25 protein-coding genes are annotated in these 23,330 nt (G+C 68.6%); 7 read left to right on the top strand and 18 right to left on the bottom strand.

Features of this window, described 5'->3' with window-relative positions; genetic code table 11:
* Nucleotides 1–128 precede the first annotated feature (128 nt).
* Nucleotides 129–422: a hypothetical protein gene (locus BKA24_RS01470; RefSeq protein WP_005055297.1), complete on the top strand. Its 294-nt coding sequence runs from the start codon at nucleotides 129–131 to the stop codon at nucleotides 420–422.
* 271 nt (nucleotides 423–693) lie between these two features.
* On the opposite strand, the gene BKA24_RS01465 is transcribed toward BKA24_RS01470, so the two are convergent.
* On the bottom strand, nucleotides 694–1,293 hold the full coding sequence (locus tag BKA24_RS01465; RefSeq protein WP_043341936.1) for a GNAT family protein: 600 nt from the start codon (nucleotides 1,291–1,293) through the stop codon (nucleotides 694–696).
* Nucleotides 1,294–1,405: 112 nt separating this feature from the next.
* A protein-coding gene (locus BKA24_RS01460; protein WP_241186004.1) for an IS5 family transposase occupies nucleotides 1,406–2,249 on the bottom strand; the annotation gives its coding sequence in 2 pieces (ribosomal slippage) (nucleotides 1,406–1,942 and nucleotides 1,944–2,249; 843 coding nt in all).
* Nucleotides 2,250–2,418: 169 nt separating this feature from the next.
* On the opposite strand from BKA24_RS01460, the gene BKA24_RS01455 reads away from it, so the two are divergent.
* A complete protein-coding gene (locus tag BKA24_RS01455) occupies nucleotides 2,419–3,000 on the top strand; it encodes an ABC transporter permease (RefSeq protein WP_005052801.1) in 582 nt (193 codons plus the stop codon).
* Nucleotides 3,001–3,022: 22 nt separating this feature from the next.
* Here BKA24_RS01455 and BKA24_RS01450 read toward each other — a convergent pair whose 3' ends face one another.
* From BKA24_RS01450 to BKA24_RS01425, 6 genes are all read right to left on the bottom strand, one after another.
* Nucleotides 3,023–4,189 (bottom strand): amidohydrolase family protein, encoded by a 1,167-nt coding sequence (locus BKA24_RS01450; RefSeq protein ID WP_045245739.1) that lies wholly within the window; start codon nucleotides 4,187–4,189, stop codon nucleotides 3,023–3,025.
* A gap of 54 nt (nucleotides 4,190–4,243) precedes the next feature.
* Nucleotides 4,244–5,149: a phosphodiesterase gene (locus BKA24_RS01445; protein WP_005052799.1), complete on the bottom strand. Its 906-nt coding sequence runs from the start codon at nucleotides 5,147–5,149 to the stop codon at nucleotides 4,244–4,246.
* Between the two features lie 18 nt (nucleotides 5,150–5,167).
* Complete coding sequence (locus tag BKA24_RS01440; protein WP_005052798.1) at nucleotides 5,168–5,998, bottom strand: tyrosine-protein phosphatase; 831 nt, start codon at nucleotides 5,996–5,998, stop codon at nucleotides 5,168–5,170.
* Nucleotides 5,995–6,828 carry an extracellular solute-binding protein gene (locus tag BKA24_RS01435; RefSeq protein WP_005052797.1) on the bottom strand — a complete coding sequence of 278 codons (834 nt, stop codon included), beginning with the start codon at nucleotides 6,826–6,828 and terminating at the stop codon, nucleotides 5,995–5,997. Before BKA24_RS01435 ends, BKA24_RS01440 begins: the two co-directional genes overlap by 4 nt.
* Nucleotides 6,829–6,930: 102 nt before the next feature.
* Nucleotides 6,931–7,521, bottom strand: coding sequence for an SIS domain-containing protein (locus tag BKA24_RS01430; protein ID WP_005052796.1), 591 nt, complete (start codon nucleotides 7,519–7,521; stop codon nucleotides 6,931–6,933).
* A complete protein-coding gene (locus BKA24_RS01425) occupies nucleotides 7,437–7,853 on the bottom strand; it encodes a MurR/RpiR family transcriptional regulator (protein ID WP_165801295.1) in 417 nt (138 codons plus the stop codon). Before BKA24_RS01425 ends, BKA24_RS01430 begins: the two co-directional genes overlap by 85 nt.
* A 117-nt stretch (nucleotides 7,854–7,970) precedes the next feature.
* On the opposite strand from BKA24_RS01425, the gene BKA24_RS01420 reads away from it, so the two are divergent.
* Nucleotides 7,971–8,321, top strand: a complete 351-nt coding sequence (locus BKA24_RS01420) for a hypothetical protein (protein WP_005052795.1) — start codon at nucleotides 7,971–7,973, stop codon at nucleotides 8,319–8,321.
* A gap of 164 nt (nucleotides 8,322–8,485) precedes the next feature.
* On the opposite strand, the gene dnaB is transcribed toward BKA24_RS01420, so the two are convergent.
* Nucleotides 8,486–9,856 carry a replicative DNA helicase gene (dnaB, locus tag BKA24_RS01415; RefSeq protein WP_184214566.1) on the bottom strand — a complete coding sequence of 457 codons (1,371 nt, stop codon included), beginning with the start codon at nucleotides 9,854–9,856 and terminating at the stop codon, nucleotides 8,486–8,488.
* Nucleotides 9,857–10,296: 440 nt separating this feature from the next.
* Here dnaB and BKA24_RS01410 point away from each other — a divergent pair, with 440 nt between their 5' ends.
* Together BKA24_RS01410 and BKA24_RS01405 are read left to right on the top strand one after the other, a co-directional pair.
* On the top strand, nucleotides 10,297–11,376 hold the full coding sequence (locus BKA24_RS01410) for a hypothetical protein (protein WP_184214564.1): 1,080 nt from the start codon (nucleotides 10,297–10,299) through the stop codon (nucleotides 11,374–11,376).
* A 106-nt stretch (nucleotides 11,377–11,482) separates the two neighbouring features.
* Nucleotides 11,483–13,030, top strand: coding sequence for an LPXTG cell wall anchor domain-containing protein (locus tag BKA24_RS01405; protein ID WP_184214562.1), 1,548 nt, complete (start codon nucleotides 11,483–11,485; stop codon nucleotides 13,028–13,030).
* A gap of 264 nt (nucleotides 13,031–13,294) precedes the next feature.
* Here the strand turns inward: BKA24_RS01405 and rplI are convergent, their stop codons facing one another.
* Genes rplI through rpsF form a run of 4 tightly spaced genes read right to left on the bottom strand, consistent with a single transcriptional unit; the run spans nucleotide 13,295 to nucleotide 14,953 of the window.
* Nucleotides 13,295–13,747: a 50S ribosomal protein L9 gene (gene rplI / locus BKA24_RS01400; protein ID WP_184214560.1), complete on the bottom strand. Its 453-nt coding sequence runs from the start codon at nucleotides 13,745–13,747 to the stop codon at nucleotides 13,295–13,297.
* Between the two features lie 11 nt (nucleotides 13,748–13,758).
* Nucleotides 13,759–14,013: a 30S ribosomal protein S18 gene (rpsR, locus tag BKA24_RS01395; protein ID WP_005054609.1), complete on the bottom strand. Its 255-nt coding sequence runs from the start codon at nucleotides 14,011–14,013 to the stop codon at nucleotides 13,759–13,761.
* A 53-nt stretch (nucleotides 14,014–14,066) separates the two neighbouring features.
* Nucleotides 14,067–14,582, bottom strand: a complete 516-nt coding sequence (locus BKA24_RS01390) for a single-stranded DNA-binding protein (RefSeq protein WP_184214558.1) — start codon at nucleotides 14,580–14,582, stop codon at nucleotides 14,067–14,069.
* Nucleotides 14,583–14,587: 5 nt separating this feature from the next.
* Nucleotides 14,588–14,953, bottom strand: coding sequence for a 30S ribosomal protein S6 (rpsF, locus tag BKA24_RS01385; RefSeq protein ID WP_184214556.1), 366 nt, complete (start codon nucleotides 14,951–14,953; stop codon nucleotides 14,588–14,590).
* Nucleotides 14,954–15,118: 165 nt separating this feature from the next.
* Between rpsF and BKA24_RS01380 the strand changes: the two genes are divergently transcribed.
* Together BKA24_RS01380 and BKA24_RS01375 are read left to right on the top strand one after the other, a co-directional pair.
* Nucleotides 15,119–16,117: a hypothetical protein gene (locus tag BKA24_RS01380; protein WP_184214554.1), complete on the top strand. Its 999-nt coding sequence runs from the start codon at nucleotides 15,119–15,121 to the stop codon at nucleotides 16,115–16,117.
* Between the two features lie 160 nt (nucleotides 16,118–16,277).
* Nucleotides 16,278–17,390 (top strand): hypothetical protein, encoded by a 1,113-nt coding sequence (locus BKA24_RS01375; protein ID WP_184214553.1) that lies wholly within the window; start codon nucleotides 16,278–16,280, stop codon nucleotides 17,388–17,390.
* 1 nt (nucleotide 17,391) lies between these two features.
* Here BKA24_RS01375 and BKA24_RS01370 read toward each other — a convergent pair whose 3' ends face one another.
* The 5 genes from BKA24_RS01370 to BKA24_RS01350 all read right to left on the bottom strand — a co-directional run bounded on the left by BKA24_RS01370 (nucleotide 17,392) and on the right by BKA24_RS01350 (nucleotide 23,139).
* Complete coding sequence (locus BKA24_RS01370; RefSeq protein ID WP_184214551.1) at nucleotides 17,392–18,693, bottom strand: DUF6716 putative glycosyltransferase; 1,302 nt, start codon at nucleotides 18,691–18,693, stop codon at nucleotides 17,392–17,394.
* The gene (locus tag BKA24_RS01365; protein ID WP_184214549.1) at nucleotides 18,690–19,562 is read right to left on the bottom strand and encodes an N-acetylneuraminate synthase family protein; all 873 of its coding nucleotides are present in this window, start codon (nucleotides 19,560–19,562) and stop codon (nucleotides 18,690–18,692) included. Before BKA24_RS01365 ends, BKA24_RS01370 begins: the two co-directional genes overlap by 4 nt.
* Nucleotides 19,563–19,664: 102 nt before the next feature.
* A complete protein-coding gene (locus tag BKA24_RS01360) occupies nucleotides 19,665–20,816 on the bottom strand; it encodes an acylneuraminate cytidylyltransferase (RefSeq protein WP_184214547.1) in 1,152 nt (383 codons plus the stop codon).
* Nucleotides 20,813–22,165, bottom strand: a complete 1,353-nt coding sequence (locus BKA24_RS01355; protein ID WP_184214545.1) for a polysialyltransferase family glycosyltransferase — start codon at nucleotides 22,163–22,165, stop codon at nucleotides 20,813–20,815. Before BKA24_RS01355 ends, BKA24_RS01360 begins: the two co-directional genes overlap by 4 nt.
* The gene (locus BKA24_RS01350; protein WP_343065832.1) at nucleotides 22,162–23,139 is read right to left on the bottom strand and encodes a glycosyltransferase family 2 protein; all 978 of its coding nucleotides are present in this window, start codon (nucleotides 23,137–23,139) and stop codon (nucleotides 22,162–22,164) included. The genes BKA24_RS01355 and BKA24_RS01350 overlap by 4 nt, the downstream gene beginning before the upstream one ends.
* Nucleotides 23,140–23,330 lie beyond the last annotated feature (191 nt).

Genomic DNA, 23,330 nt, shown 5'->3' with positions numbered 1-23,330 from the left:
AGCTCTGCGCCCGAAGCGTTGCGCGCCGTGGTCTTCCGCGTGAAGGAGCCTGAGTGGGACACTTCTTCTGAGGGCCACCTGTAGGGATCGCTTTGGGGTCGTCGACCGCGCATGAAGGGAGAACCGTGATGACTGGGGATGAAGTGTTCGACACGATCGCTCACGAGATGACTGCGCTTGACGGTGTGTCACGGAACCACCGCGGCAGTCTCATCGTCTCGGGAAGCAGCAGTGGCGCCGTGCGCGCCATGACCAGCGGCGGGCAGGTGGTGGTGAAGCTTGACCCAATGCGCACGGCGGCTCTCGTTGACGCCGGCGTCGGGACACACTACAAGGGTCAGAAGAACGCGTGGCTCCAGCTTCCGGCCGACCTCGACTTTGATCACGTGCGCGGTCTCATCCTCGAGGCGCTGACTGCATGAGAAACCCTTCTTGATTGATGGTCCTGTCCCCTGGTGTGGTGGAGGATCCGGCCGGGTTGTCTTCGTCGTAGACGTTGGTGAGCCATCGTGGTGATAGTCAGTGAGGGCTCGTCGGATCTGATCGACGCGGGAAGCGACCGTGTGGATCGTTGCCGCTCCGCACGATCTCACCACGGAGCGCACCGCCCGCCGCAACTGGACCCGCCCGACGACGCTCGCCACCTGGCCGGGGAGGTCGACCTGAAGGTTCCCAAATACCCGGGGGCGTGACTCACGCCTCGAGGTTCTCGGTCCCGACGAACGCGTTGTGACGCCAATAGATGTTGTCCCGGAAGTGCGCAAACCCGACGCTTTCGTACGACGCAGCGACCTTCTTTCGGGAGCGCCGAAACTCGATCTCGGACAGGTGCTCCCACGGCACCGGTTGCGCGCGGAGAACGATGAGAGTCTCCCTCCCCGTGCCGGTCACCGTCTCCACCAGCGTCGTGAGCAGACGTGGACCAAGGCGCTGACCCCGGTACGGTGGCTCCACAAAGACGCCCTCGACGATCACGAGCTGCGACACCTGCTCGCCAACCAGCGGATCGCGGGAGTCGAGCCACTCGAAGACGTTCTCATCACCGAGAATCGACTCGGTGATCTCGAATGCTTCGCCGCCTACTTGATCGAACACGTCAACGACGTCACCCACCCGGTCGAGGTCGACGGTGTACGCAGTAGCGCGCGCGATGACACGACGCTCCGGCTCCCCCTCGTCGTCGTCATCGAAGATGTACAACGTCGCGTCAGCGGAGATCTTCGCGACGCCCGACGGCAACTCCGTCCAGTTCACGGAGTCCGGTACTCCGACCAGTGGCCGCGTGACCTTCACAATGCACTCAATATCCGTGAGGTCCACGTCAAGTCGCGCAACAACAGCAGACATACTCACCCCTTCAACAACGGATACGCGGCAACGGCATCGTGCCGACAATACCCGGGCGCTAGGGCGTGTCTCTTAAAGCCTTGAGCCAGATGGTGATGGCGCGTAGGACGACGCCGCCGCGATAGGTCAGGGCGAGTTTGTCGTAGCGGGTGGCCAAGGCGCGCCATTGCTTGAAGATGTTGAATCCGCGCTCGACGACGTTGCGGCGCTTGTAGGCCTCGGTGTCGTAGGTGACCGGGCGACCACCCTTGGCGCCGCGGCGCTTGCGGTTGGCGATCTGATCATCGCGTTCGGGGATGACGGCCTGGATGCCGCGCCGGCGCAACAGCTTGCGGTTGGCCCGGGAAGAGTAAGCCTTGTCACCCAGCGCCCGGTCGGGCCTGGTGCGTGGCCGGCCCCCACCCAGGCGCGGTACCCGCAGGGCGTTCATCACGTGCTCGAACATCGGGGAGTCCCCGCCCTGCCCGGGCCCGAGCAGCATCACCAGCGGCCGCATGTTCCCGTCGCACAGGTGGTGGATCTTCGTCGACAGGCCGCCGCGGGAGCGGCCGATGGCGTGATCAGGCGGCTCGATGCGCAGATTCGTGTAATTCGTCAGGTCCCCCTGTGTCCCGGGGCAGGTTGGTGGCGTGCTGATGGGCGCGGTTGATCGTGGAGTCCACCGAGACTTCCCAGTCGATCAGCCCGGCGGCGTCGGCATGGGCCAGCAGGACGCTGTGGATCTTGTCCCACGTCCCATCACCGCTGAAGCGGCGGTGCCGCTTCCACACCGTCTGCCACGGCCCGAAGCACCCGGGTAAGTCCCGCCACGCGATCCCGGTCCGGTAGCGATAGATGATGCCCTCCACCACGGTGCGATGATCGGCGAACGGCCGACCACGACGCCCCTGCGAGGACGGCATCAACGGAGCAATCAGCTCCCACTGCGCATCAGTCAGCAACTCCGTTCGAGACACACACCGAGCGTTCCAGCGACCAGCCCAAACCTTTGGGAGACACGCCCTAGTCGCTTTCCAGGAGAACTGGCTCTTCGCGCGGATGGCGAGCGACGTCTTGCCGAGTCTTTCCAGGATGATGATCGGGTTCATCGGCGCTGTGGTCATCGGCGTGGTCGTGGGGTTCGTTCTCGGTCAGGCGCACCGCCTCCAGGCGATGTTCGCACCCGTGCTCGAGTTCCTGCGCGCGATCCCTGCGGTCGCGTTGATTCCCCTCGTCATCATCGTGCTGGGCCTCGACGACACCGCGAAGGTGATTCTGATCACCTTCATCTGCCTCTGGCCCGTGCTCCTCAATACCGAAGCTGCAATCAGAGGAATGGACCCCGGACTGCGCGAGACCGCCCGGGTGTACGGCATCCACTGGTTCCGCTACGAGTTGCAGGTCGCACTTCCCGCGGCAGCTCCGCAGATCTTTGCCGGAATGCGCACGAGTCTTTCGCTCGCGCTCATCATGGTCGTCGTGAGCGAGATGATGGCGGGAGGCAACGGGATCGGCGTCTTCGTTCTTCAGTCGCAGAGGTCGTTCGCGATCACGGACATGTGGTCGGGCATCGTGCTCATCGGGATCTTCGGGTACGTGTTCAACCTGCTGCTCATCGTCGTCGAGAACCGGGTGCTCGCGTGGCACCACGGCGCGAACACCGCCGTGGAGTGACACCGCGGTCGAGAGGACGCCCTCACACCTCGATGCCGCCGCACCACACACGCAGAACGCGACGCGCGGCAGCGATGTCGGTGAGCGGATCGCCGTCCACCAGCACGAGGTCGGCTCGCAATCCGGGGGTGATCGCCCCCCGATCGTCGAGTGAGAACGCGTGCGCGGCCGTCGAGGTGGCAGCGCGCAGCGCTTCGGCTGTTGACAGGCCGGCGTCCACGAGCAGAGCGAGTTCGTCGTGCATGCTCTCGCCGTATGGCGGCATTGCCCGTTCGAGGAGCCCGATGTAGGCGTCTTCGTCGTGCATGCTCTCGCCGTATGGCGGCGATGCCCGTGTGAAGGACCCGATGTAGGCGTCGGTGCCGGCCAGGACCGGAACGCCCGCGGCATGCATCGCGCGCGTGCTCTCGTGGGCGTGTGCATAGCTCACACCGGGAACGCCCGCTGCGGTGAGATTCGCGGCGACGCCTTTCATCATCGTCAAGGTCGGGATGAACACCGTGCCCTGGGCGAGCATCGTCTCAGCCGTCGCATCGTCGAGCGCGCGGTCGAGTGGAGCATGGGTGATCATGTCGGCCCCCGCAGCGAGGCTCATACGCACAGCTTCGTACAGGGCTGCGTGCGCGATGACCTTGAGCCCCCGCGCGTGCGCAGCAGCCACGAGTGCATCGAGCACGTCCTGGGTGGGACCGGGCAGATCGGCGATGATCTTGATGTAATCCACCCCGTCTGCCACCTGCACCTCGACGAACCGCTCCGCCTTGTCGGGGGAATCGACCAGCGCGACGTCCGGATAGGTCGGAATGCGGCTGTGCGTGCTGCCCTGAGATGTCGCCGCCATGCCGGCGGTGCGGAAGTCAGCGACTCCCCTCAGTCCCCGCAACGACTGGAACTGTGATGCGGGCCATGTCGCCATGTCCAGGCCGGTGGTGACACCGTACGTGGCGAGCGTCTCGAGGGACTCGCGCCCCTTCAGGTGCATGTGACAGTCGATCAGGCCAGGAAGGAGCACCGTACCTTCCGCGTTGACGACAGCGGCACCGACGACGACCGCATCCGCTGATACGTCACCGATGCGCCCGTCGGGCTGGACGACGACCGTCGTGGGGGCGCTCAGACTGTGTCCGTCGAAGACCCTGGTGTTCGTGATCGCGGTCGCAGAGACTGCGCCGAGCGTGGAATCCGTCATGAACTGCTCCGTTCGAGGAGATGTAGATACGAGACATTATTGTTCACGGGCTGACTACTCTCCCGCCGACGCGTTGACGGCGGCGAGCTGCTCGTCGGGGGTCATGTTCATGAACGCCTCGAGCATCTCGGGAGTCATCTCGTAGACGGTCGGGAACTGCCCGATCGGCACGACGGAGTGCAGCACCCGGTCGCCGTAGACGTGCACGAGGTTGTAGGACTGGCCGCCGTCCTGGCCGCGGGCACCGGGGTAGGCGACGGCGAGGTCCTGCGTGTAGCAGGTCGCCGACGCGACCGACACGGGCACGCCCGCGAACGTGCTGGTGGTCGAGTAGTGCAGGTGACCGCCCAGGATGCCGCGCACGTCGGTGCCCCGGATGACCTCGGCGAGGCGCTCCTGGTCGCGCAGCTCGACCAGGGCGATGAGCCCGATCGGGCTCGGCACGGGCGGGTGGTGCAGCGCGATGAGGGTGCCGTCGGGCGCGGGGACTTCGAGCTCGCGGCGCAGCCACGCCAACTGCTCGTCGCTGATCTCGCCGTGGTGCTGCCCGGGCACCGTCGAGTCGAGCGCGATGATGCGCAGACCGTTGACGTCGTAGACGCGGTCGACGGGCTCGGACTGGTCGGCCTCCTCGTCGAGCAGGCCGCGGCGGAACGCGACGCGCTCGTCGTGATTGCCCATCACCCAGATCACCTGGGCACCGAGCTTCTCGGCGGCGGGCTCGACGATGGCCCGCAGGCGCTCGTAGGCGTCGGGGCGGCCGGTGTCGGCGAGGTCGCCGGTGAACACGATCGCTTCGGGGCGGGCGTTGGCCTTGGTGAAGCCGTCGAACAGCTCTGCGAGGTTCTTGTCACTGTCGATGCGCTCGTGCAGCAGGTCGCCGTCGCCCACGAAGTGGGTGTCAGAGACATGCAGGATGAAGTGCTCGGGAGCGGGATGCTGGCTCGCGATGTGCGACATGGTGTGTGTTCCTTCCGATCAGACCGCGGTGGCGGCGGGGTCGATGATCACGGCGGTGAGACGCTCGAGCTCGGTGGGGGTGAGTCCGTGGGCGAGGAGGTAGGCGCTGATCGACCCGTGCTCGCGGTCGATGCGCTCGAGCAGCGCCTCGAGCACCTCGGCGGGGCTCTCGGTGATGAGTTCGACCATTCCCGCGGTCAGTTCGATGCCGCGCTGTTCGAAGACGGCGGTCATCGCGTCTGACCACTCGCCGCGCAGGTTCTCGGCGGTGGCGGCGTAGTCGGCCACGACGTCGTCGCGGTCGACCCCGGCGGCGGCGAGCGCGAAGGCCACGACGAGACCGGTGCGGTCTTTGCCGGCGGTGCAGTGCACGAGCACCGCGTCGTCGTCGTCAGCCGCGATGATCACCCGGATCGCGTCGACCAGCTGCGCCCCGCGCTCGTCGACGATGTGGTCGTAGACGGGCACGAGTCCGACGTGCGTGGTGGCCTGCGCGGCCGGGTCGGCGTCGTCGAACACGGGCAGGTGGTGCACGGTGACCTCGAGCCCGTCGACCGCGCTCGGCGCTGTGGCGCGCTCGTCGCCGCCGCGCAGGTCGATGATGTGGGCGACGCCGATCTCGGCCAGCCGGTCGCGACCGGTCGCGTCGATGCGGTGCAGAGCATCTGACCGCAGCAGCTTGCCCCACCGGCTGGTGCCGCCGGCTGCACGGTAGCCGCCGGTGTCGCGCAGGTTGTAGAGGCCGGCCACGGCGTGGCGACGCTCACGAGGCGCCGCGGTCGCGGCATCCGGCGACGAAGCGGCCGCGGCATCCGTCGCCGAAGGCGTCAGGTCGAGGTCGATGGTCATTCGATCAGCCCCTGCGCGCGCTCGGCGGCCTCGGTCATAGTGGCGGCCGGGTCGGCGCCGTAGAAGACCGCGTCTTCGATGGCGGTGGCGAGCACCTGGTCGACCTGGGCGTAGCTGTCGCCGGGGTACGACACCCACGGCTCGAGCGCGTCGAGCTGCTCGAGGTTGGGCTTCACGAGCGGGTTGGCTTCGACCCAGTCATAGAGCGGTCCGCCCTCGTCGGCCATGCTGCTGCGCAGCGGTAGGTACCCGATCTGGGTCGAGATGATCTCGTAGGCGCGGGGGCTGGTCATGAACTGCATGAGCTCCCACGCGGCGGCCTGCTTGGCGGGGTCGGTGGCGAACATCGCGAGGAACGAGCCCGAGTTGGTGGGCACGACCGCCTGGTCTCCGAACGCGGGCAGGGTGTGAGCGTCGAGGGTCCAGCCACCGGCCTCGGCGCCCATCATGAACGCGCCCTGCAGGGCCGAGCTGTTGACGTGGATCGCGGTCTTCCCCTGCGCGAACGCCTCGTACTGGCTGGTGAAGTCCTCGTTGGTGAGCACGCCGTCCTCGTACATCTCGGTGAAGGTCGCGACCGTATCGATCGCGGCGTCCGAGCCGAACTCGATCGTCGTGCGGTCATCGCTCAGCACCTGGGCGCCGTTCGAGAGGAAGAGGCCCTGCATGCACCAGCTGCCGCCGGTGATCACGCACGACGCGCTCATCGAGGGGGCACCGGTGGACTCGGTGATCTGCGCGGCGGCGTCTTCGATGATCAGGTCGATATCACTGACGGCGGCGGTGCTCTTGAAGGAGCGACCGACACCAGAGAGCTGGATCGTTCCCATGAGTCGCCTTCTGCAAGCGACCTGACGAACCGGGGCCTTCCCGCGAAATCCGCTTGCAGAGCTATTGCAATCGAGGAAAGTGAATTTCCTGCAAACGGAGTGTCAACGCCCATCGCCGTGGTCGATAACGTCTGGCACGTCGGATGCCTCGGCGTCGGAGCCGTCGTCGGCGACGATGTCGAGCACCTCTTCGCGCACCGCGAGGCGCGCGCGGTCGGCGGCGTCGCTCATGCGGTCGGCGACGGCGATCTGCAGGGCGTTGAGCACGAGCAGCTGTACGAGCCCGCTGCCGAGAATGCCTTGATCCCACGCCTGGAAGCGCGCACCGGCGACGAGCAGGTGGTCGGCGCGGGTGGTGAGCGGGGTACGGGCGAAGCTCGTGACCCCGATCACGGTGGCGCCGGCGTCGACGGCGGCGTCCGCAACCGCGAGGGTCACCGAGTTGGCGCCACTCGAGCTGACGATGAGGCACACATCACCGGGGGCGAGCACGCGGGCGGTGAGGTGGGCGACCACGCCGTCAGCGGGCGCTTCGCAGGGCCGGCCGTTGACGGCGAACGCGACGGCCGACGCCTGGGCGGCGGCGTGCGAGGCGCCGGTGCCCGAGATCAGCAGGCGCGGCGCGCGGGCGATGGCGTCGGCAGCGGCGTCGAACGCGACCGGGTCGATCGAGGCGAGCGCGGTCTGCAGCATCCCACCCGCCCCTCGGCCAGCCACCGCAGAAAGCCCTCGGTGCCGGCGGGTGCGTCGGGCGCGGCGGTGGCGTCGGCGGCGAGGTCACGCACGAGCAGCATGCGCAGGTGCTGAAAGCTGCGCAGCCCCAGCGCCTGGGCGGTGCGGCTGACGGTGGCCGGCGACGTGTTGGCGGCTTCGGCGAGGTCGGCGCCCGACATGTCGACCACGTCGTGGGGTCGCTCGGCGCAGATGCGGGCGACGCGCTGCGCGCTCGGTACGAGCGACGGCAGGATCGAGAGGATGTGGTCGATGGTTCCGCCGAGCGGCGGCTCGTTGAGGGGCGAGTTCATGTAGCCGGTGATCACCTTTCGGGTTCGCCGCACATCGTATGGGCGCAATGCGACCACGACCCCAACCATAGGTGAACGCAGCGTTCATCGCCTCCGCTATCCGCGAAAGGCAATTTCATGACCTCCCTGCGTCCGCTCGAGCTCCCGAACAGTGCCATGCCCGCAAGGAAGTCGGCCAAGGGTGACTCGACCGAAGACGCCCACCTCGAGCGCCGCGATGGCGCCTACGATGACCGTCCGTGCGAGCCAGAGCCACGTGATCTGTCGATCCCGGCGGTCAAGCGCTCGAACGTTCCGCACGTCGATGTTCCGCTGGCGGGGGCGCCGGGGCAGCAGACACCGGTAACCAACGACGCGAAGAAGCCTGCCACGACGATGACGCCCGCAGCGCGGAACCAGAGGGCGGGGGCGACGCGCGAAACTGATCCTGCTCATGGCCCGATCAGACCGATGGCCACTCAGACGTGAAAGGGGAGACATCGCGTAGCCGCGATCCAGCAGAGAAGCTGAGGCGCTGTGAAACCGCCGCCCACATGATCGCGACGGTCGGCCGGCGTCCGAAATGTCCATATGGACATCGCGTGGACATTTCAACTGCGAAATGGACATTTCAGAAAGATCCCTACAAGGCGTCAGTCCATCCCGACGGCCATGTCGGTGAAGCGCGAGAAGTGACCCTGGAAGGCGACGACGACGGTGTCGGTCGGACCGTTACGGTGCTTGGCCACGATCAGGTCGGCTTCGCCCGCGCGGGGGCTGTCCTTCTCGTAGGCGGCCTCGCGGTGCAGCAGGATCACCATGTCGGCATCCTGCTCGATGGACCCCGACTCACGCAGGTCGCTGATCGCGGGCTTCTTGTCCGCGCGCTGCTCGGGGCCACGGTTCAGCTGCGAGAGGGCGATGACCGGGACCTGCAGCTCCTTCGCGAGAAGCTTCAGCGCACGGGAGAACTCCGAGACCTCCTGCTGGCGGGACTCGACGCGCTTTCCGCTCGTCATCAGCTGGAGATAGTCGATGACGACCATCTCGAGGCCGACGCGCTGCTTCAGCTTTCGGCACTTCGCCCGGATCTCGACCAGCGTCATGTTCGGGCTGTCGTCGATGTAGAGAGGGGCATCGTTGATGCGGCCGCGGGTCGACGCGATCGTCGTCCAGTCGCGGCTGTCGAGCATGCCCTTGCGCATGCTCTGGAGCGGCACCGCGCCCTCGGCGCTCATGAGGCGCATCGCGATCTCGCTCCGGCCCATCTCGAGCGAGAAGAAGACGGTCGGGCGGTTGTGCTTGATCGCCGCAGCGCGCGCGAAGTCGAGCGCGAGCGTGGACTTACCCATCGCGGGTCGCGCCGCGACGACGATCATCTGGCCACCGTGGAGACCGTTGGTGAGAGCGTCGAGGCCCTGGAACCCGGTCGGGATGCCGGTCATCTGACCGTCTCGACCCCGCGCCGCCTCGATCTCCTCCACGGCGGCGTCGACGGCCACCTGCAGCGGGACGTAGTCCTCGGACTGCTCGGCACCGGTGACGGAGTAGATCTCGGCCTGCGCGTTGTTGACGAGGTCGAGCGCTTCGCCCTGGCCGTTGTAGCCCATCTGGACGATCCGGGTGCCGGCTTCGACGAGCCGTCGCAGCAGAGCCCGCTCGCGGACGATGGACGCGTAGTACGCGGCGTTCGCTGCGGTCGGAACGATCGAGGTCAGCGAGTGCAGGTAGTCCGCACCGCCGGCTCGCTGTAGGTCGCCGGTCTTGATGAGCTCGTCGGTGACCGCGACGACATCGGTGGGTTCACCGTGCGAGTACAGCGAGAGGACCGCTTCGAAGATGAGCTCGTGCTTGGGCACGTAGAAATCGGTGCCGCGAAGCGCCTCGATGACGTCGGCGACCGCGTCGCCGGAAAGCAGCATGCCGCCCAGGGTGCTCTGCTCTGCGAGCATGTCGTGCGGCGGGACTCGCTCGGCTCCGCGGGGTCCGCCGAGGCGGTCGTCCGACAGATCCGCAATCGACATGAATCCCCTTTTCCCCGGCCAGCTGGATGGCCTCCCGACACGTTATGAGGGGCCTCCGACCCTCGCAAACCACCCTGTGGATAACTCTGTGGAGAGATTGCGTGAAACGCCGTCGACCCTGTGAGCAGTGCCTGTGGAAAACGTCGAAAGCCTTGCCGGCTGAGCCCTTCGCTTTACTGCCTGATCTGGGCTTTGCCATTCCACAGCCTGTGGATGAGGGATGTGGTTAAACCACCGGTTGAAGGTTCACGCTTTCGCGACGACATGTGTAAAAGTCCGCGCATGTCAAATGAGAATTTCGGCCTGGCGTGGCGCGGGAAAGTCCGGACGACGCCCCTCTTGTCAAGCAGAGAATCCGGGCGTAATCTCTTGGCTCCAGGCACCCCGCAGACGCGGCCGTATCGGTTCGCGTCCCGATGATCCATCGTGGGAGGTGACCTGTGGATACCGTGGCATTCCGTGCACGCACTCGATTCGTCGTTCTGGCGATCGCCGGCGTCGGCTTCGCTCTCCTCTGGGCCGCGCTCGTCACGATCCTCTCCCCGTCCGCGGCGCACGCAAAGGACGAGGGGTCATCAGAAGGTGGGGTGCTCCGGTCACTCACCGCACCGGTCAGCGACGTCGTGGACGAGGTTGTGAAGCCCGTCGCCGACGAGATCGTCGCGCCGGTCGTGAAGCCCGTCGCCGACAAGGTCGTGAAGCCCGTCGCCGACAAGGTCGTCGCGCCGGTCGTGAAGCCCGTCGCCGACAAGGTCGTGAAGCCCGTCGCCGACAAGGTCGTCGCGCCGGTCGCGAAGCCCATCGCAGACAACATCGTCGCGCCGGTCGTGAAGCCCGTGGTCGAGAACGTCGTCCAGCCGGTCACCGAGAAGGTCGTCACGCCGGTGGCGACGCCAGTGCTCGAGACGGTCGACGCTGTCGTGGCGCCCGTCCTGGAGCCCGTCAGCGGTGTGATCGACGACGTCGTTGCACCCGTGAACGACGCAGTGATCGCCCCGATCACGACTCCGATCTCGGAGGCACTGACCCCCGCGATCGATCCCGTTGCGCCCTCCCCGGGGGCGGGTTTCGTGGACGGCGGAGCCGGCGAGAACGGCCTTCCGACTTCGCCCGGATCAGTGGCGCCCATTCCCGGATCAGTCGCTGCTGCTCCCGCTGTCGTTGGCGCTGACACCATCTCCAGTGCGACTGCCGCGGGCGCACGCACTGGCGGCATTCTGCCTTTCGCTGACACACGTGTGACCTTCGGGGATGCGTTGAGCGCCGCCGGCGCAACCGTCGGCTCAATCACCGTCGTCCTCCTGCACGACCTCGTCTTCCCAATGTCGGCGCCCGCCCTCGGTGGCGGGGCAGCGACACCCGCGGCTTTCTCGTCCAGCTTCGGAGGTGTGGCCGGTCTGAGCGCCGTGCTGCCGTTCGCCTTCCTCTTCGCACACCGTGCCTGGGTGCGTCGAGGAATGCCGGGCAGCGATGACGCTCTTCCGGCCCCCTTCTTCGACACCGACGTCTCTCCCGACTGACGGCGACCCGGCCGCCCCTTCGTGCGGCACGGTCCCCGGCGCATCCGCGCCATGGCGCACTCTGCGCCGTCAGTTTTCACACTTTTGGAGAGATGAAATGAACGCCATGTGCAAGCGCGTCCTTCTCGGGACGCTCGTGGCCGGAGGCATCACGCTCTTCGGCGCCGCAGCGGCAAACGCTGCGGAGACCTCAGGGGAGGACGGTCTGCTTTCCGGGACCCAATCCATCATCAACGTCGATGTACCCGTCGACCTGGGCGACGTCGCCGTCTCGGTCATCGGCGACAGCAGGGCGGAATCCTCCGACCAGACGGATGCCGCACCGGCAGCGCCCGCGGAGTCGGCTCCCACCACCGACGGTTCCGATGGCACCGCGTCAGGTACGCAGGCGCTCGTCGATGTGTCCGTTCCGATCTCGGTCGGTGACGTGGCTGTCGCCGTGGTCGGCGACAGCTCGACCGAGTCGTCGGACGAGACGGATGCCGCACCGGCCGCACCCGCGGAATCGGAGCCGTCGACGAGCGGTTCCGACGGCACTGCCAGCGGAACCCAGGTCGTCGCACCTGTCACCGTCCCGGTGAGCGTCGACGACGTGGCCGTCTCGGTCATCGGCGACAGCTCGACCGACAGCGGCGACGCCGGCGCGGCGACACCGGCCACAGAGAGCGGAGGCACTCCTGCCGCCACCACCGACGGAGCCGAGGGGACCGCCAGCGGCACCCAGGTCGTCGCACCCGTCACCGTCCCGGTGAGCGTCGACGACGTGGCCGTCTCGGTCATCGGCGACAGCTCGCCCGACAGCGGTGACACCACCACCGCGGGCACGGACGGTACCACCACCGGCGCACCGACCACCTCGGGCAGCGACGGTGTGGCATCCGGCTCGCAGGTCGTCGCACCGATCGGGATCCCCGTGACCGTCGACGACACCGCCGTCTCCGTGATCGGCGACAGCTCGACCACCAGCGGTGACACCACCACCGGCACTGCCGGAACCGGCTCCAGCACCGGCGCACCGACCACCTCGGGTGAAGACGGCACCGCCGGTGGAACCCAGGTCGTCGCACCGATCGGCATCCCCGTGACCATCGACGACACCGCCGTCTCCGTGATCGGCGACAGCTCGACCACCAGCGACGACACCACCACCGGAACCGGCACCACCGGCCCCGGGGCGCCGAGCACGTCGGGCGAGGACGGAACGGGCAGCGGAACCCAGGTGATCCTGCCGATCGACATCCCTGTGACGGTCGGCGACACCGCCGTCTCCGTCATCGGCGACAGCTCGACCGACAGCGGTGACACCACCACGCCGACCGTTCCCACGGTCCCGACGGTTCCCACGGTCCCGACGGACCCCACGGACCCGACGGACCCCACCGACCCGACGGACCCGACGGACCCCACCGACCCGACGGACCCGACGGACCCGGGCGTTGACCCCGGTACCGTGCCGGGCGACGAGCCCGGGCTGGGCACCGACGACCAGATTCCCGGCTCCGGCACGCCGAGTGCTGTCGGTGCGGAGATGACGGCGGAGAGCGCTGAGGCGCTCGCGGAGACCGGCGGCACCGCGTCGCTGCTCACCCCGCTGTTCGCCGGCGCACTGATCGCGGCCGGAGCGCTGCTGATCCGTCGCCGCCGCACGGTCTGACCGGGTGACAGGGGCGGATGCCGCGACGGTGGCATCCGCCCCTCGCCCGCGCCCATGACGCGTGCGCGAATGCAATGCGAGGCAGGCGACACGCCGTCCATGGCCTCCTGGATGCGGCGCGCCGCCCCCGATCCATTGCATTTCCGCACGGGCGGCCATCGGGCCGCGGAGGGGATGGATCAGGCACGACGTCCCCCAACGCGCGGATGCCGCGGACCCGGCCCCGAAAGGGTCAGATCCGCGGCATCCGTGTGCGCGCCAGAATTACTTGGCGGCAACCACCTGCAGCGTGATCGCAGCGGTGAGGTCGTCACGCAGACGAATGGTCGCCTCGTGCTCGCCCACGGCCTTGATCGGCGCGGTGATGTGGATCTTGCGCTTGTCGAGGTCACCCAGACCGGCGGCCTTGACGGCGTCGGCCACGTCGGCCGGCTTGACCGAACCGAACAGGCGACCCTCGGCGCCGGCCTTCACGGTCAGCTTGACCGTGTTCGACTCGAGCGTGTTCTTGAGGGCCACGGCCTCTTCGTGGTCGTGGATCGCACGCGACTCGCGGGCGGCGCGGATCGACGCCACCTGCTTCTCGCCACCGCGGGTCCAGGCCACAGCGAAGCCCTGGGGGATGAGGTAGTTGCGGGCGTACCCGTTCTTGACCTCGATGACGTCGCCGGCGCTACCGAGCCCGGCGACCTCGTTCGTGAGAATCAGCTTTGCCATGTCGGTGCTCCTTACCGGCCAGCGCCGGCGTAGGGCAGGAGCGCCATTTCGCGGGCGTTCTTGATCGCCTTGGCGATCAGACGCTGCTCCTGCACCGAGACTCCGGTGATACGACGGGCGCGGATCTTCCCGCGCTCCGAGATGAACTTACGAAGCGTTGCGACGTCCTTGTAGTCGATGACGCCGACGCGGATCGCCTTCGCGGGAGCGGCGTTCTTCGCGCCCTTCCGCGGCTTGCGGCGATCGCCGGTTGCCTTTCCAGCCATGTGTCTTCCTTAAGAGATGTGGATGCCGCGCCTCGCGGCATCCGGAATTCGATTCAGAACGGGGTGTCGTCGCCGTAGCTCGTCCCGGGCGCGCTCCATGCGTCAGGAGCGGAGGTCCCGGGCGTCGCCCAGGGCTCGTCCTGCTGCACCTGCGGACGCGACTGCTGTCCACCGCCGCCGCCGAAGTTCCCGCCGCCGCCATTGCTGGCGGCACGGGTGACCTGCGCCGTGGCGTACCGGAGCGAGGGGCCGATCTCGTCGACCTCCAGCTCGATCGCCGTGCGGTTGTTGCCTTCGCGGTCCTGGTAGGAGCGCTGCTTCAGGCGGCCGGTCGCGACGACCCGCATGCCCTTGGTGAGCGAGCCGGCCACGTGCTCAGCGAACTCGCGCCAGACCGACGCGCGCATGAACAGCGCTTCGCCGTCCTTCCACTCGTTCGCCTGACGGTCGAAGCTGCGGGGCGTCGACGCGATCGTGAAGTTCGCGACGGGGAGACCGTTCTGCGTGTACCGCAGCTCGGGGTCCGCCGTGAGGTTCCCCACGACCGTGATGATGGTCTCGCCGGCCATGAGCCTTAGGCCTTCGCAGCCTTGCGGGCAGCCTTGGCCTCAGCGCGCTCCTTCTCGGCGGCGACCTGAGCGATCGCCTCCTCGGCGCGGAGGACCTTGGTGCGCATGATCTGCTCGTTCAGCTTGAGCTGACGGTCGAGCTCCTGCGTGGCCTCGCTGGTACCCGTGAAGTTGACGACGGCGTAGATGCCCTCGTTCTTCTTCTGGATCTCGTAAGCAAGACGGCGCTTGCCCCACACGTCGACGTTGTCGATCGAGCCACCATCAGCGGTGATGACCTTCAGGAACCCGTCGAGCTTGGGTACGACCTGGCGCTCGTCGACCTCGGGGTCGAGGATCACCATGAGTTCGTACTGGTGGATGTGCGTCATTAACCCACCTCCTTCGGACTAGAACGGATGCCGGGCGGTTCCCGGCATCAGGAGGGTTGATGCACGTGTCCGCGGAATCTGCGCCGAAACGCAGGCAGACAACCACAACAGTCTAGCGGATGCCGCACGCCGCCAACCACAGCGGGTCCGGGTACCGTGGCGACCATGGAGTGGACCCGCGATGTCTCTGCCGGCGACTGGCTGCGCGAGCGCATCGACGACCCGTGGCGCGGGACCATGCACGACGTCGTGCCGCGAGGGTTCGAGGCGTACGCGCGGGTGTTCCACCCGGCATCCCGAGACCGGCCCCACGGTGCGGCCTGGCCGGATGCACCGTACTCCGACGACCGCGCATGGACGGAGTTCTCGGAGCGGCATCCCGAGCTGGAGATCGAGACCGAACGAGTCACCTGGGCGCAGGCCGCGGCCGCGCTCGGGACGACGATGCATCCGCTGGCGCAGTGGCACTCCCTCGCGAGGTTCGACCCGCTCGCGAATCGGGAGGACGACCCGCGCGACGCCGACGGGTGGCGCTACCACGACCCCAGCGAGGGGGCGCTGCCGGCCGACCTTCTCGCCTCGCTCGCTCGCGTGCTCGCTCGCCACACCCGCACGCCGGATGCCGGTGGCGTGGCCCTCTGGGAAGGAAGGGGCGGTCTCGTCGGGCATCTCGGAATCGGTCCGTCCCGCGCCTTCTATCAGGCGAGTGACCAGTCGGACGCCGCACTGGATCGTCATAACGCGATGCTCGGCGGCAGCGTGAAGGACGTGTGGAACAACGTGTTCCGCAGGCGCACCTGGCAGGAGGGCATCCTCTCGAAGGAGATCTCCGAAGGTCCGCGGCTGCGGCTGCCGAACCGCGACTTCGTGCTGTTCGCCGGCGGGGTCTCGGCGTTCACCGCCGAAGACTGGGCGTTGAGCGTGCCCTGGCGCGATCTCGAAAGCGAAGCGCACGGGTTCCCGCCCGGCGCGCAGAGCCCGAACCTGATCTGGCCCGCGGACCACGCGTGGGTCCTGGTCGGCGAGATCGACTTCGACTCGACGATCGTCGGTGGATCGGCGGAGCTCGTTGCAGCTCTCGTGGCCGATCCGGGCCTCGAGGCCGCCGAGATCCCCGCCGACACGGTGCTCGGCTACGACATCCCCGACCCGTTGAAACCCTGACCCCGCACGCCGTGCACGGCGGCGGATCCCGTGTGCGACAAGCCGCGCACCGACTGCGACACGCCGACGAGTGGGCCTCAGCGTCCGCCGTTGTGCACGCGGGATACCCAAGACCGCGGCGGACACAGCCGGAACACACCCGCCCGGTACGGTGGCGGGCATGAGCAGCTTCGACCCGACGCCCCTGACCGAGCCGGTCGATCGCGCCACGGTGAAGGCGTACCGCGCGCAGCTCATCGCCTCGGGCCGCGCGCCCCGCGGCAGCGGCGCCGCGGGAATCGTCCTCGGCGTGGTCGCGGCGCTGTTCTTCGGGTTCACGTTGCTGAACACGGTCGTCGGCGCGATCGTCTCGGCCTCACAGGGCGGCGGGTTCGGGTCGTTCGCCGTCCTCCTGGTCATCGGCGCCGTGGGTGTGGGCGCGACGCTGCTCATCGTGCGGGGCGTCCGCGGCTCAGCTGAGCGCTGGTACCGCCTGGACCGGTTCGCGCAGGCGAACGGACTCACCTGGTATCCGCAGTCCGTCGCCCCGTCGCTGCCCGGCATGATCTTCGGCCAGGGCAGCTCGCGACAGGCGAACGACATCGTGCGCGGCGAGCGCCCCCGCTTCGTGGAGTTCGCGAACTACCGGTACACGACCGGCTCGGGCAAGAACAAGACGACGCACCGCTGGGGGTACGTCGCCATCAAGCTCGCCTCGCCCCTGCCGCACATCGTCCTCGACGCGGTCGGCAACAACGCCCTCTTCGGCTCGAACCTGCCGCGGGTGTTCGACAAGGACCAGCGGCTCAGCCTCGAGGGCGACTTCGACCGGCACTTCGCCCTCTACTGCCCGCAGGGGTACGAGCAGGATGCCCTCTACCTCTTCACGCCCGACATCATGGCCCGCTTCATCGATCACGCCGCGGAGCTCGACGTGGAGATCGTCGACGACTGGCTGTTCCTTTACGCGAAGCGCGACTTCTCGACGCTCGACCCGAACACGTGGGCGTGGCTGTTCTCCGTCGTCGGTGCGCTGCTCGACAAGCTCGGGCAGTGGGAGCGGTGGCGCGATGATCGCCTTGCCGCACCTTCCGTTCCGATGACGCAGGATGCCGCGGGCGCGGCATCCCTGCCCTTCACCCCGCCCGCGCAGGCGCTCCGCCCGCCGATCGGCGTCGCCCCGCAGGGCCGCCGACTGCAGGGAGGTGTCCCGTGGGTCGCGATCGTGGTGGTCGGGGTGTTCGCGGTGGTCTTCTTCGCCTTCCAGGCCGGGTTCTTCGGGCTGCTGCGCTGACTCAGCGCAGCGGCACCGGGCTCGCCGTGTGCGACGGCGTGAGGGTGAAATCCGAGGCGGTGTCGCGCCACGACCCCGCGCCGACGCGCCCCCGTCGACGGAGGGCGACGAGCGCGCGGACCACGGGACCGACCACTGCGACGGCGACGGCACCGGAGACGGTCCGGTCGGCACTGCCCAGCACGCTCTTGCGGTGCCATGCGGCGTGCAGCGCGCCCCCGCGTGGGACGGGCACACGACGCGGCGGCAGATTCCCCGCCCGACGCTTGGCGACCAGCCGTTCCACCCGACCCCACCAGGTGGACTCGTCGGCATCGTGGAAGTAGTTGTCGCGCATCCAGACGGCATTGGGATGCCGGAACCTGCCGGCGACCACGTCGTCCGCCGAACCGAGCAGACCGCTCCGCTCGAACACGGTGTTGAGGTTGTGCTTGGAGACCCCGAAGGTGTCGAGCGCGATGACGGGCACCCCCGCCGCGATCGCCTCGAGCGCCGCCGTCGAGCTCACGGTCACGAGGCCGGCGGCGGTCGTGAGCGCCTCCGACATGGGCGCGTGCGAGAAGACGAGGTTGTCCGGCCGATCGGCGAGGAGGCCGGTGAAGCCGAACTGCTCGCCGTGCGTCTCGCTTTCGCCGGGGCGCGAGCGGAGCTTCACCACGACCCGCCGGTTCGGATCCGCGAGAGCGGCCTGGCGGAGGATGTCCGCCAGGCGGATCCTCTCCTCCCGCGTTCGCGGCACGAGGGCCTGCGCCGCGAAGACGAGGTCGGTTCCTCCCGCGACGGAGCGCCGGCGCGCGTACGGGAGCGTCGCGAGGGTGATGTCCAGCGGCAGCGACAGCTTCGCGGACAGCTCGCTGAACGCGCGCATCTCTCGACGTGAGTGCACGACGAAGAGGTCGGTGTGACGGCGGTACTGCGCGGCGCCGCGCATCGCTGGGATCGAGACTCCCGGCATCCCCGACACGACCACCGGACGGGGGTGCACACGGTCGATCTGCGTCCCGAGGAGGCGCACGAACGGCCCCCGGCCGGCGAGCACGACGACGTCGGGGCGGTCGTGCGTGAGCCAGGATGCCACCGCGTCGAAGTCGAGTCTCGTCACGGCATCCGTGTCGAACGAGGTGCCGGCGAGCGCGGACTCGAGCTGCGCCTCGCTGACCGTCAGCGGGGTGCGCACGAGGACGAGGTGACGACTGATGCCGGGGACGGCGTCGATGAGCCACGCCCCCCACTTCACGAACGAATCGGCGTCGGCGATCGCCACCACGCGCAGGCGGGGCCGACGATCGCTGCGGGAGGTCATGCCGGGACGCGCCGCAGCTTCGCCATCGGAGCGAGCTCGCCGTCGAAGACGCGCTTCACGCCGTCGCCGAGCGCCGTCTCGATGACCCGGATGTCGCGGACGAGGTGCTCGAGGCCGGTGGGCTCGAGGGATGCCGCCTGGTCGGAGCCCCACATGGTGCGATCGAGCGTGATGTGGCGCTCCACCGCGACGGCGCCGAGGGCGACGGCGGCGAGCGAGATCTGCAGCCCGCGCTCGTGCCCCGAATAGCCGACGGGGATGCCGGCGTAGCGGTCGCGGAGGGTCGCGATCGTCTTGAGGTTCGCCTCTTCGGGCTCCATCGGGTAGGTCGACGTCGCGTGCATGAGCACGGTGCGGTCGGTGCCGAGGACCTCGAGTGCGCGGTCGATCTGGGCGATGGTCGACATGCCCGTCGAGAGGATGACGGGCTTGCCTGTCGCGCGCAGCGCCTCGAGCAGCTCTATGTCGGTGAGGCTGGCGGATGCCACCTTGTGGGCGACCACGTTCAGGTCTTCGAGGAAGTCCACGCTCGGCACGTCCCACGGCGAGGCGAACCAGTCGAGCCCGAGCATCGTCGCGTGATCGCCGATCTCGATGTACTGGTCGCGGTCGAACTCGACGCGGTGGCGGTACTCGAGGTAGGTCATCGTGCCCCACGGCGTCTCGCGCGGGGTGGCGCGCATGTGCGGCGGCGTGGCGATCTCGGGGGTGCGCTTCTGGAACTTGACGGCGTTCGCGCCGGCCTTCGCGGCGACGTCGATGAGCCGCTTGGCGATGTCGACGTCACCGTTGTGGTTGAGGCCGATCTCGCCGATCACGTAGACGGGGCGCCCTCCGCCGATGACGTGGGATCCGATGGTGACGGTCATGGTGTTCCCTTCCGCACACGCCGATGCGCGCACCTCTTCAGGGTCCGCGCGGGCGGTGAACGCGCACTGAACCACGGGTGGCCGTGGTCTCACCGACTGCTGTCAGTCGCGCAACACGCGGTCGGCCAGCTCCCGCACCGCTCCGTGGCCGCCTCGCCGCTGCAGGACGACGCGTGCGGCCGCCCGGACGGCAGGGTGCGCGTCGGCGGTCGCCACGGGCCACCCGACGAGCGACATGGCGGGCAGGTCGTTGACGTCGTTGCCGAGGTAGGCGACCCGATCGAGCCGGAGACCGGCATCGGCAGCCCAGGCGGTGAGCGCGGACGCCTTGTCCTCGACGCCGTGGCGGACGGGGACCCGCAGCTTCTCGGCGCGCGCCCGGACGACCGGGTTGGTCTCGGTCGAGAGGATGAGCAGCAGCACCCCTGCACGGCGCAGCAACGCGACACCCATGCCGTCCGACCGGCTCACGCGCACCAGCTCGCGGCCCTCGCTGTCGACGAGGGCGCTGTCATCGGTGTGCACGCCGTCGAAGTCGGTGACCACGGCGTCGACGTCGAGTCGCTCCGGCGCGTCGACCAGGGGTGCCAGCGCTCCCGCGACGGCGAGCTGGTGCTCGTCGTCGATCTCGATCGCACTGCGCTCGGGCACCTCGATGACGGCGGTCCGACCGAAGAAGCGGTGCAGCGCGAGGCGGAAGCCAGCGGCATCCATCGCGTAGAACGCCCCGGTCTCGAGGTAGTGCGGTTCCCGGTCCTGACGCCGGGGGCGGTGGGCGGCATCGTGGTTGATCGCCGCCGCCGCACAGGTCTCGTCGCGGCGCCACAGGAACCCGTACGTCTCATGGGCGGCGAATGCGGTGTCGTAGTCGCCGCGCACCGCCTCGACCGCGCGGTCGATGCCATCGACGGGAATGAAGGGCGACGTCGCCTGCAGGAAGACGACGACGTCGGGCTCGACGCCCTCGCCGGCGAGCACATCGAGCGCGTGCAGCAGCGCCGACTCCGACGAGGCGGTGTCGCCCGCGAGTTCTGCGGGCCGCTCGACGATGCGGGCCCCGGCGGCGCGGGCCGCGGCGGCGATCTCATCGTCGTCGGTCGACACCACGACCAGATCAACGGATGCCGCGGCCACCGCCGCCTGCACCGCGCGCACGACCAGGGGGACGCCGCCGATCCTGCGGAGGTTCTTGCGGAGAACGCCCTTCGACCCGCCGCGCGCGGGGATCACGGCGACGACGGAGATCTCTGTCATCGGCCCTTCAGCTCCTTCCACGCCCGCGCGGCGCGGCGCCGTGCGCCACGCGCCACGAGGCGCGCCTGTTCGATCTTGCTGACGGCGTCCGGCGCAAATCGCACGCGCGTCGCCAGCCGATCCGACGCGCCGGGAAGCCGGAGTTCGGTCAGCCGCCGCTCCCCGATGTAGCGGGCGCGCTCGGCGGCGCTCATCGAGGCGATCGTCTTCACCGCGAGAGGACGCAGGTGACGCATCAGCCGCGGCTGCATCGTGTACGCGGTCATCGCGACGAGGTCCGCGAGGGATGTCGCCGGCGAGTCGTCGCGCGTCAGCGCGTCGACGATCGTCACCGGCATCCGATTGCTGTTCTCATACGGGTCGAAGCGAGCGAGCAACTCGGCATTCCCGACCGACGCAATCGGCGTGCCGGCGAGCGCGCGCAGGGTGGGAAGAGCGGTCGAGAACCCCGCGACGACCGCCGTGACGCCGAGGCGCTGGGCGACAATCTCGGCGGGCACATCGCCCTCGTACACGACGACGTCGAGATCATGCTCGCGTGCACGCACCACGACCGCGTCGGACAGTGTCGGCGGAGCGGACGGGTGCGGTTTGAAGACGATGCGAGCGGGATGCCACGCACGGGCGCGCTCGACCATCTCGGCCTGCATCGCATGCTCTTCGCTCGCGCTGACGAGCCCGAGCGAGGCCAGGTACTGCCCGAGGACGAGCACCGTCGGTGCCGGGTCCTGGGCCAGGCGCGCGAGCTCGGGGTCGACGACGTCAGCCGCGACCTCGTCGACGACGACCTGCAGGCGGTCCATCGGCACGGGGTGGCGGGCGATGCCGCGCTCCGCGAGCACGAAGGGCTCGACTCCCGGGACGATGTCGGCGTAGACGACGCCGGTCATGCGCGAGAGCGTCGCGTTCGGAAGGGTGACGCGCAGGGGCGCGTAGGTCATGAGACCGTCGCCGACGACGGTGAGCTCCGCGCCCGCGAACAGCGCTGCCATCGTCCGCGACGGCGGCACCTGCGGGCTCTGCAGGAAGAGCTGCACACGTGCCGATCCGATCCCCCACACCCGGCGGAGCAGCCTCTCGAGCACGGCGAGGTCCTCCGGACCGGGCTCCCACTGGGTCGGCAGGACGGGGGCGACGAGGGCACCCAGCGACTCGACGCGGTCGAATCGCCGGAGGAGGGCGGCGAGGTGCGGGATGTCCTCGAGACTCGGGGTCGCCTCCGGAACCATCGCGGCATTGACCGTCAGCAGGATGCGCGGCCCGCCGGTCGGTGCGATCGCACCCGAGTCGATCGCCGCGACCGCCGTCATCAGACCGAACGTCGAGTTGAGGACGAAGATCTGGGTCATGCGCGGCGCACCTCCCGCACCGTTCGCGCGAGCAGGCGCCGCCGGCGATCGGAGAGCCGGGCGAGCGCTGCGTCGAGCTCGGATGCGGGGATGGGCCGAAGGAGCTCGCGAAGACCCGTGCGCAGTTCCGCGCGGTGGGGGGCACTCATTGCGCGCGCACGGAAGAGGTGGTGCGAGCAGATCGCCAGGATCGTCGCGACGATCTTGGGGCGATACAGGTCGGCATCCCGATCCGCATCGACGAGTTCATAGGCCTGAGCCAGCGCCGGGACGAAATCGAGCTGGCGCCGGTCGAAGACCTGGGTGAGGGAGGTGCTGACCCCACGGCGATAGAGGATCGCAGGCGCATCCACGACGGCGAACGTGGCGTCGGAGAGGTGGAGGCGCCAGATCCAGGGTCGGTCCTCCGCCGTGTGCAAGCCGGCGGGGAACTCTGCGAGCCCCTCGTCGATCACACGGCGGTGGAACATTCCCGCCCAGGCATAGGGGTAGTCGACCATCGAGTTCTCCTCCGCAGGGAGGATGGCGTTCCGCGCCGGCGACACGATGCCGCGCCACGGATACGGCGCGCGCACGTGGCGGCGCTGCGCGTCGGTGACGGCGAGGTGGTCGGTACGCACGAAATCGCATTCCAGATCGCGCATCGTATCGATAAGCGCCTCGAGACGGCCGGGCTGCATCCAGTCGTCGCCGTCCACGAAGCAGAAGTACTCGGTGTCGACCCGCGCGATCCCTTGGTTCCGCGCCGCCGCCAATCCGACCGGGTCGGTGTTCGCGATCACCTGGACGTGGTCGAAGCGCTCCCCGTAGTGGAGCATCTGCGCGCCGGTGTCGTCGCGAGATCCGTCGTCGATCGCCACCAGCCGCAGCCGTGAGGGATCGTCGAACTGCCGCGCGAGCGTCGTGAGGGTGGTACCGATGAAGGCGCCGGCATCCTTCGCGGGGAGGATGACGGTCACGATCGGCTTCGGCACTCCGCGATCCTCACAAGCGATCGTGACGCCGGGGTGGCGAGCGGGTGAACGATGGCTTACGGTGCCGAGCATCGCCGAACCGCCCGGAGTATAACCACGGCACGCGCGGCGCGCACCGGGTGGGCATCGTTCGAGGTGGCGGGTAGCGTCGATGCGAGTCGGGGGGCCTTGAGATCTTGGTGTGCACCCCG

Origin of the sequence: Microbacterium marinum, from assembly GCF_014204835.1 — a bacterium.
Taxonomy (GTDB): Bacteria; Actinomycetota; Actinomycetes; order Actinomycetales; family Microbacteriaceae; genus Microbacterium; species Microbacterium marinum.
The sequence above is the reverse complement of the archived record's forward strand: the minus strand, read 5'-3'. Positions and strand labels throughout refer to the sequence as shown.

Excerpts from the sequence above, each read along its gene's own strand:
- BKA24_RS01470 (WP_005055297.1), top strand. The coding sequence starts at position 129 with ATGACTGGGGATGAAGTGTTCGACACGATCGCTCACGAGATGACTGCG.
- BKA24_RS01455 (WP_005052801.1), top strand. The coding sequence starts at position 2,419 with ATGATGATCGGGTTCATCGGCGCTGTGGTCATCGGCGTGGTCGTGGGG.
- BKA24_RS01450 (WP_045245739.1), bottom strand. The coding sequence starts at position 4,189 with ATGACGGATTCCACGCTCGGCGCAGTCTCTGCGACCGCGATCACGAAC.
- BKA24_RS01445 (WP_005052799.1), bottom strand. The coding sequence starts at position 5,149 with ATGTCGCACATCGCGAGCCAGCATCCCGCTCCCGAGCACTTCATCCTG.
- BKA24_RS01440 (WP_005052798.1), bottom strand. The coding sequence starts at position 5,998 with ATGACCATCGACCTCGACCTGACGCCTTCGGCGACGGATGCCGCGGCC.
- BKA24_RS01435 (WP_005052797.1), bottom strand. The coding sequence starts at position 6,828 with ATGGGAACGATCCAGCTCTCTGGTGTCGGTCGCTCCTTCAAGAGCACC.
- BKA24_RS01430 (WP_005052796.1), bottom strand. The coding sequence starts at position 7,521 with ATGCTGCAGACCGCGCTCGCCTCGATCGACCCGGTCGCGTTCGACGCC.
- BKA24_RS01425 (WP_165801295.1), bottom strand. The coding sequence starts at position 7,853 with ATGAACTCGCCCCTCAACGAGCCGCCGCTCGGCGGAACCATCGACCAC.
- BKA24_RS01420 (WP_005052795.1), top strand. The coding sequence starts at position 7,971 with ATGACCTCCCTGCGTCCGCTCGAGCTCCCGAACAGTGCCATGCCCGCA.
- dnaB (WP_184214566.1), bottom strand. The coding sequence starts at position 9,856 with ATGTCGATTGCGGATCTGTCGGACGACCGCCTCGGCGGACCCCGCGGA.
- BKA24_RS01405 (WP_184214562.1), top strand. The coding sequence starts at position 11,483 with ATGTGCAAGCGCGTCCTTCTCGGGACGCTCGTGGCCGGAGGCATCACG.
- rplI (WP_184214560.1), bottom strand. The coding sequence starts at position 13,747 with ATGGCAAAGCTGATTCTCACGAACGAGGTCGCCGGGCTCGGTAGCGCC.
- rpsR (WP_005054609.1), bottom strand. The coding sequence starts at position 14,013 with ATGGCTGGAAAGGCAACCGGCGATCGCCGCAAGCCGCGGAAGGGCGCG.
- BKA24_RS01390 (WP_184214558.1), bottom strand. The coding sequence starts at position 14,582 with ATGGCCGGCGAGACCATCATCACGGTCGTGGGGAACCTCACGGCGGAC.
- rpsF (WP_184214556.1), bottom strand. The coding sequence starts at position 14,953 with ATGACGCACATCCACCAGTACGAACTCATGGTGATCCTCGACCCCGAG.
- BKA24_RS01380 (WP_184214554.1), top strand. The coding sequence starts at position 15,119 with ATGGAGTGGACCCGCGATGTCTCTGCCGGCGACTGGCTGCGCGAGCGC.
- BKA24_RS01375 (WP_184214553.1), top strand. The coding sequence starts at position 16,278 with ATGAGCAGCTTCGACCCGACGCCCCTGACCGAGCCGGTCGATCGCGCC.
- BKA24_RS01370 (WP_184214551.1), bottom strand. The coding sequence starts at position 18,693 with ATGACCTCCCGCAGCGATCGTCGGCCCCGCCTGCGCGTGGTGGCGATC.
- BKA24_RS01365 (WP_184214549.1), bottom strand. The coding sequence starts at position 19,562 with ATGACCGTCACCATCGGATCCCACGTCATCGGCGGAGGGCGCCCCGTC.
- BKA24_RS01360 (WP_184214547.1), bottom strand. The coding sequence starts at position 20,816 with ATGACAGAGATCTCCGTCGTCGCCGTGATCCCCGCGCGCGGCGGGTCG.
- BKA24_RS01355 (WP_184214545.1), bottom strand. The coding sequence starts at position 22,165 with ATGACCCAGATCTTCGTCCTCAACTCGACGTTCGGTCTGATGACGGCG.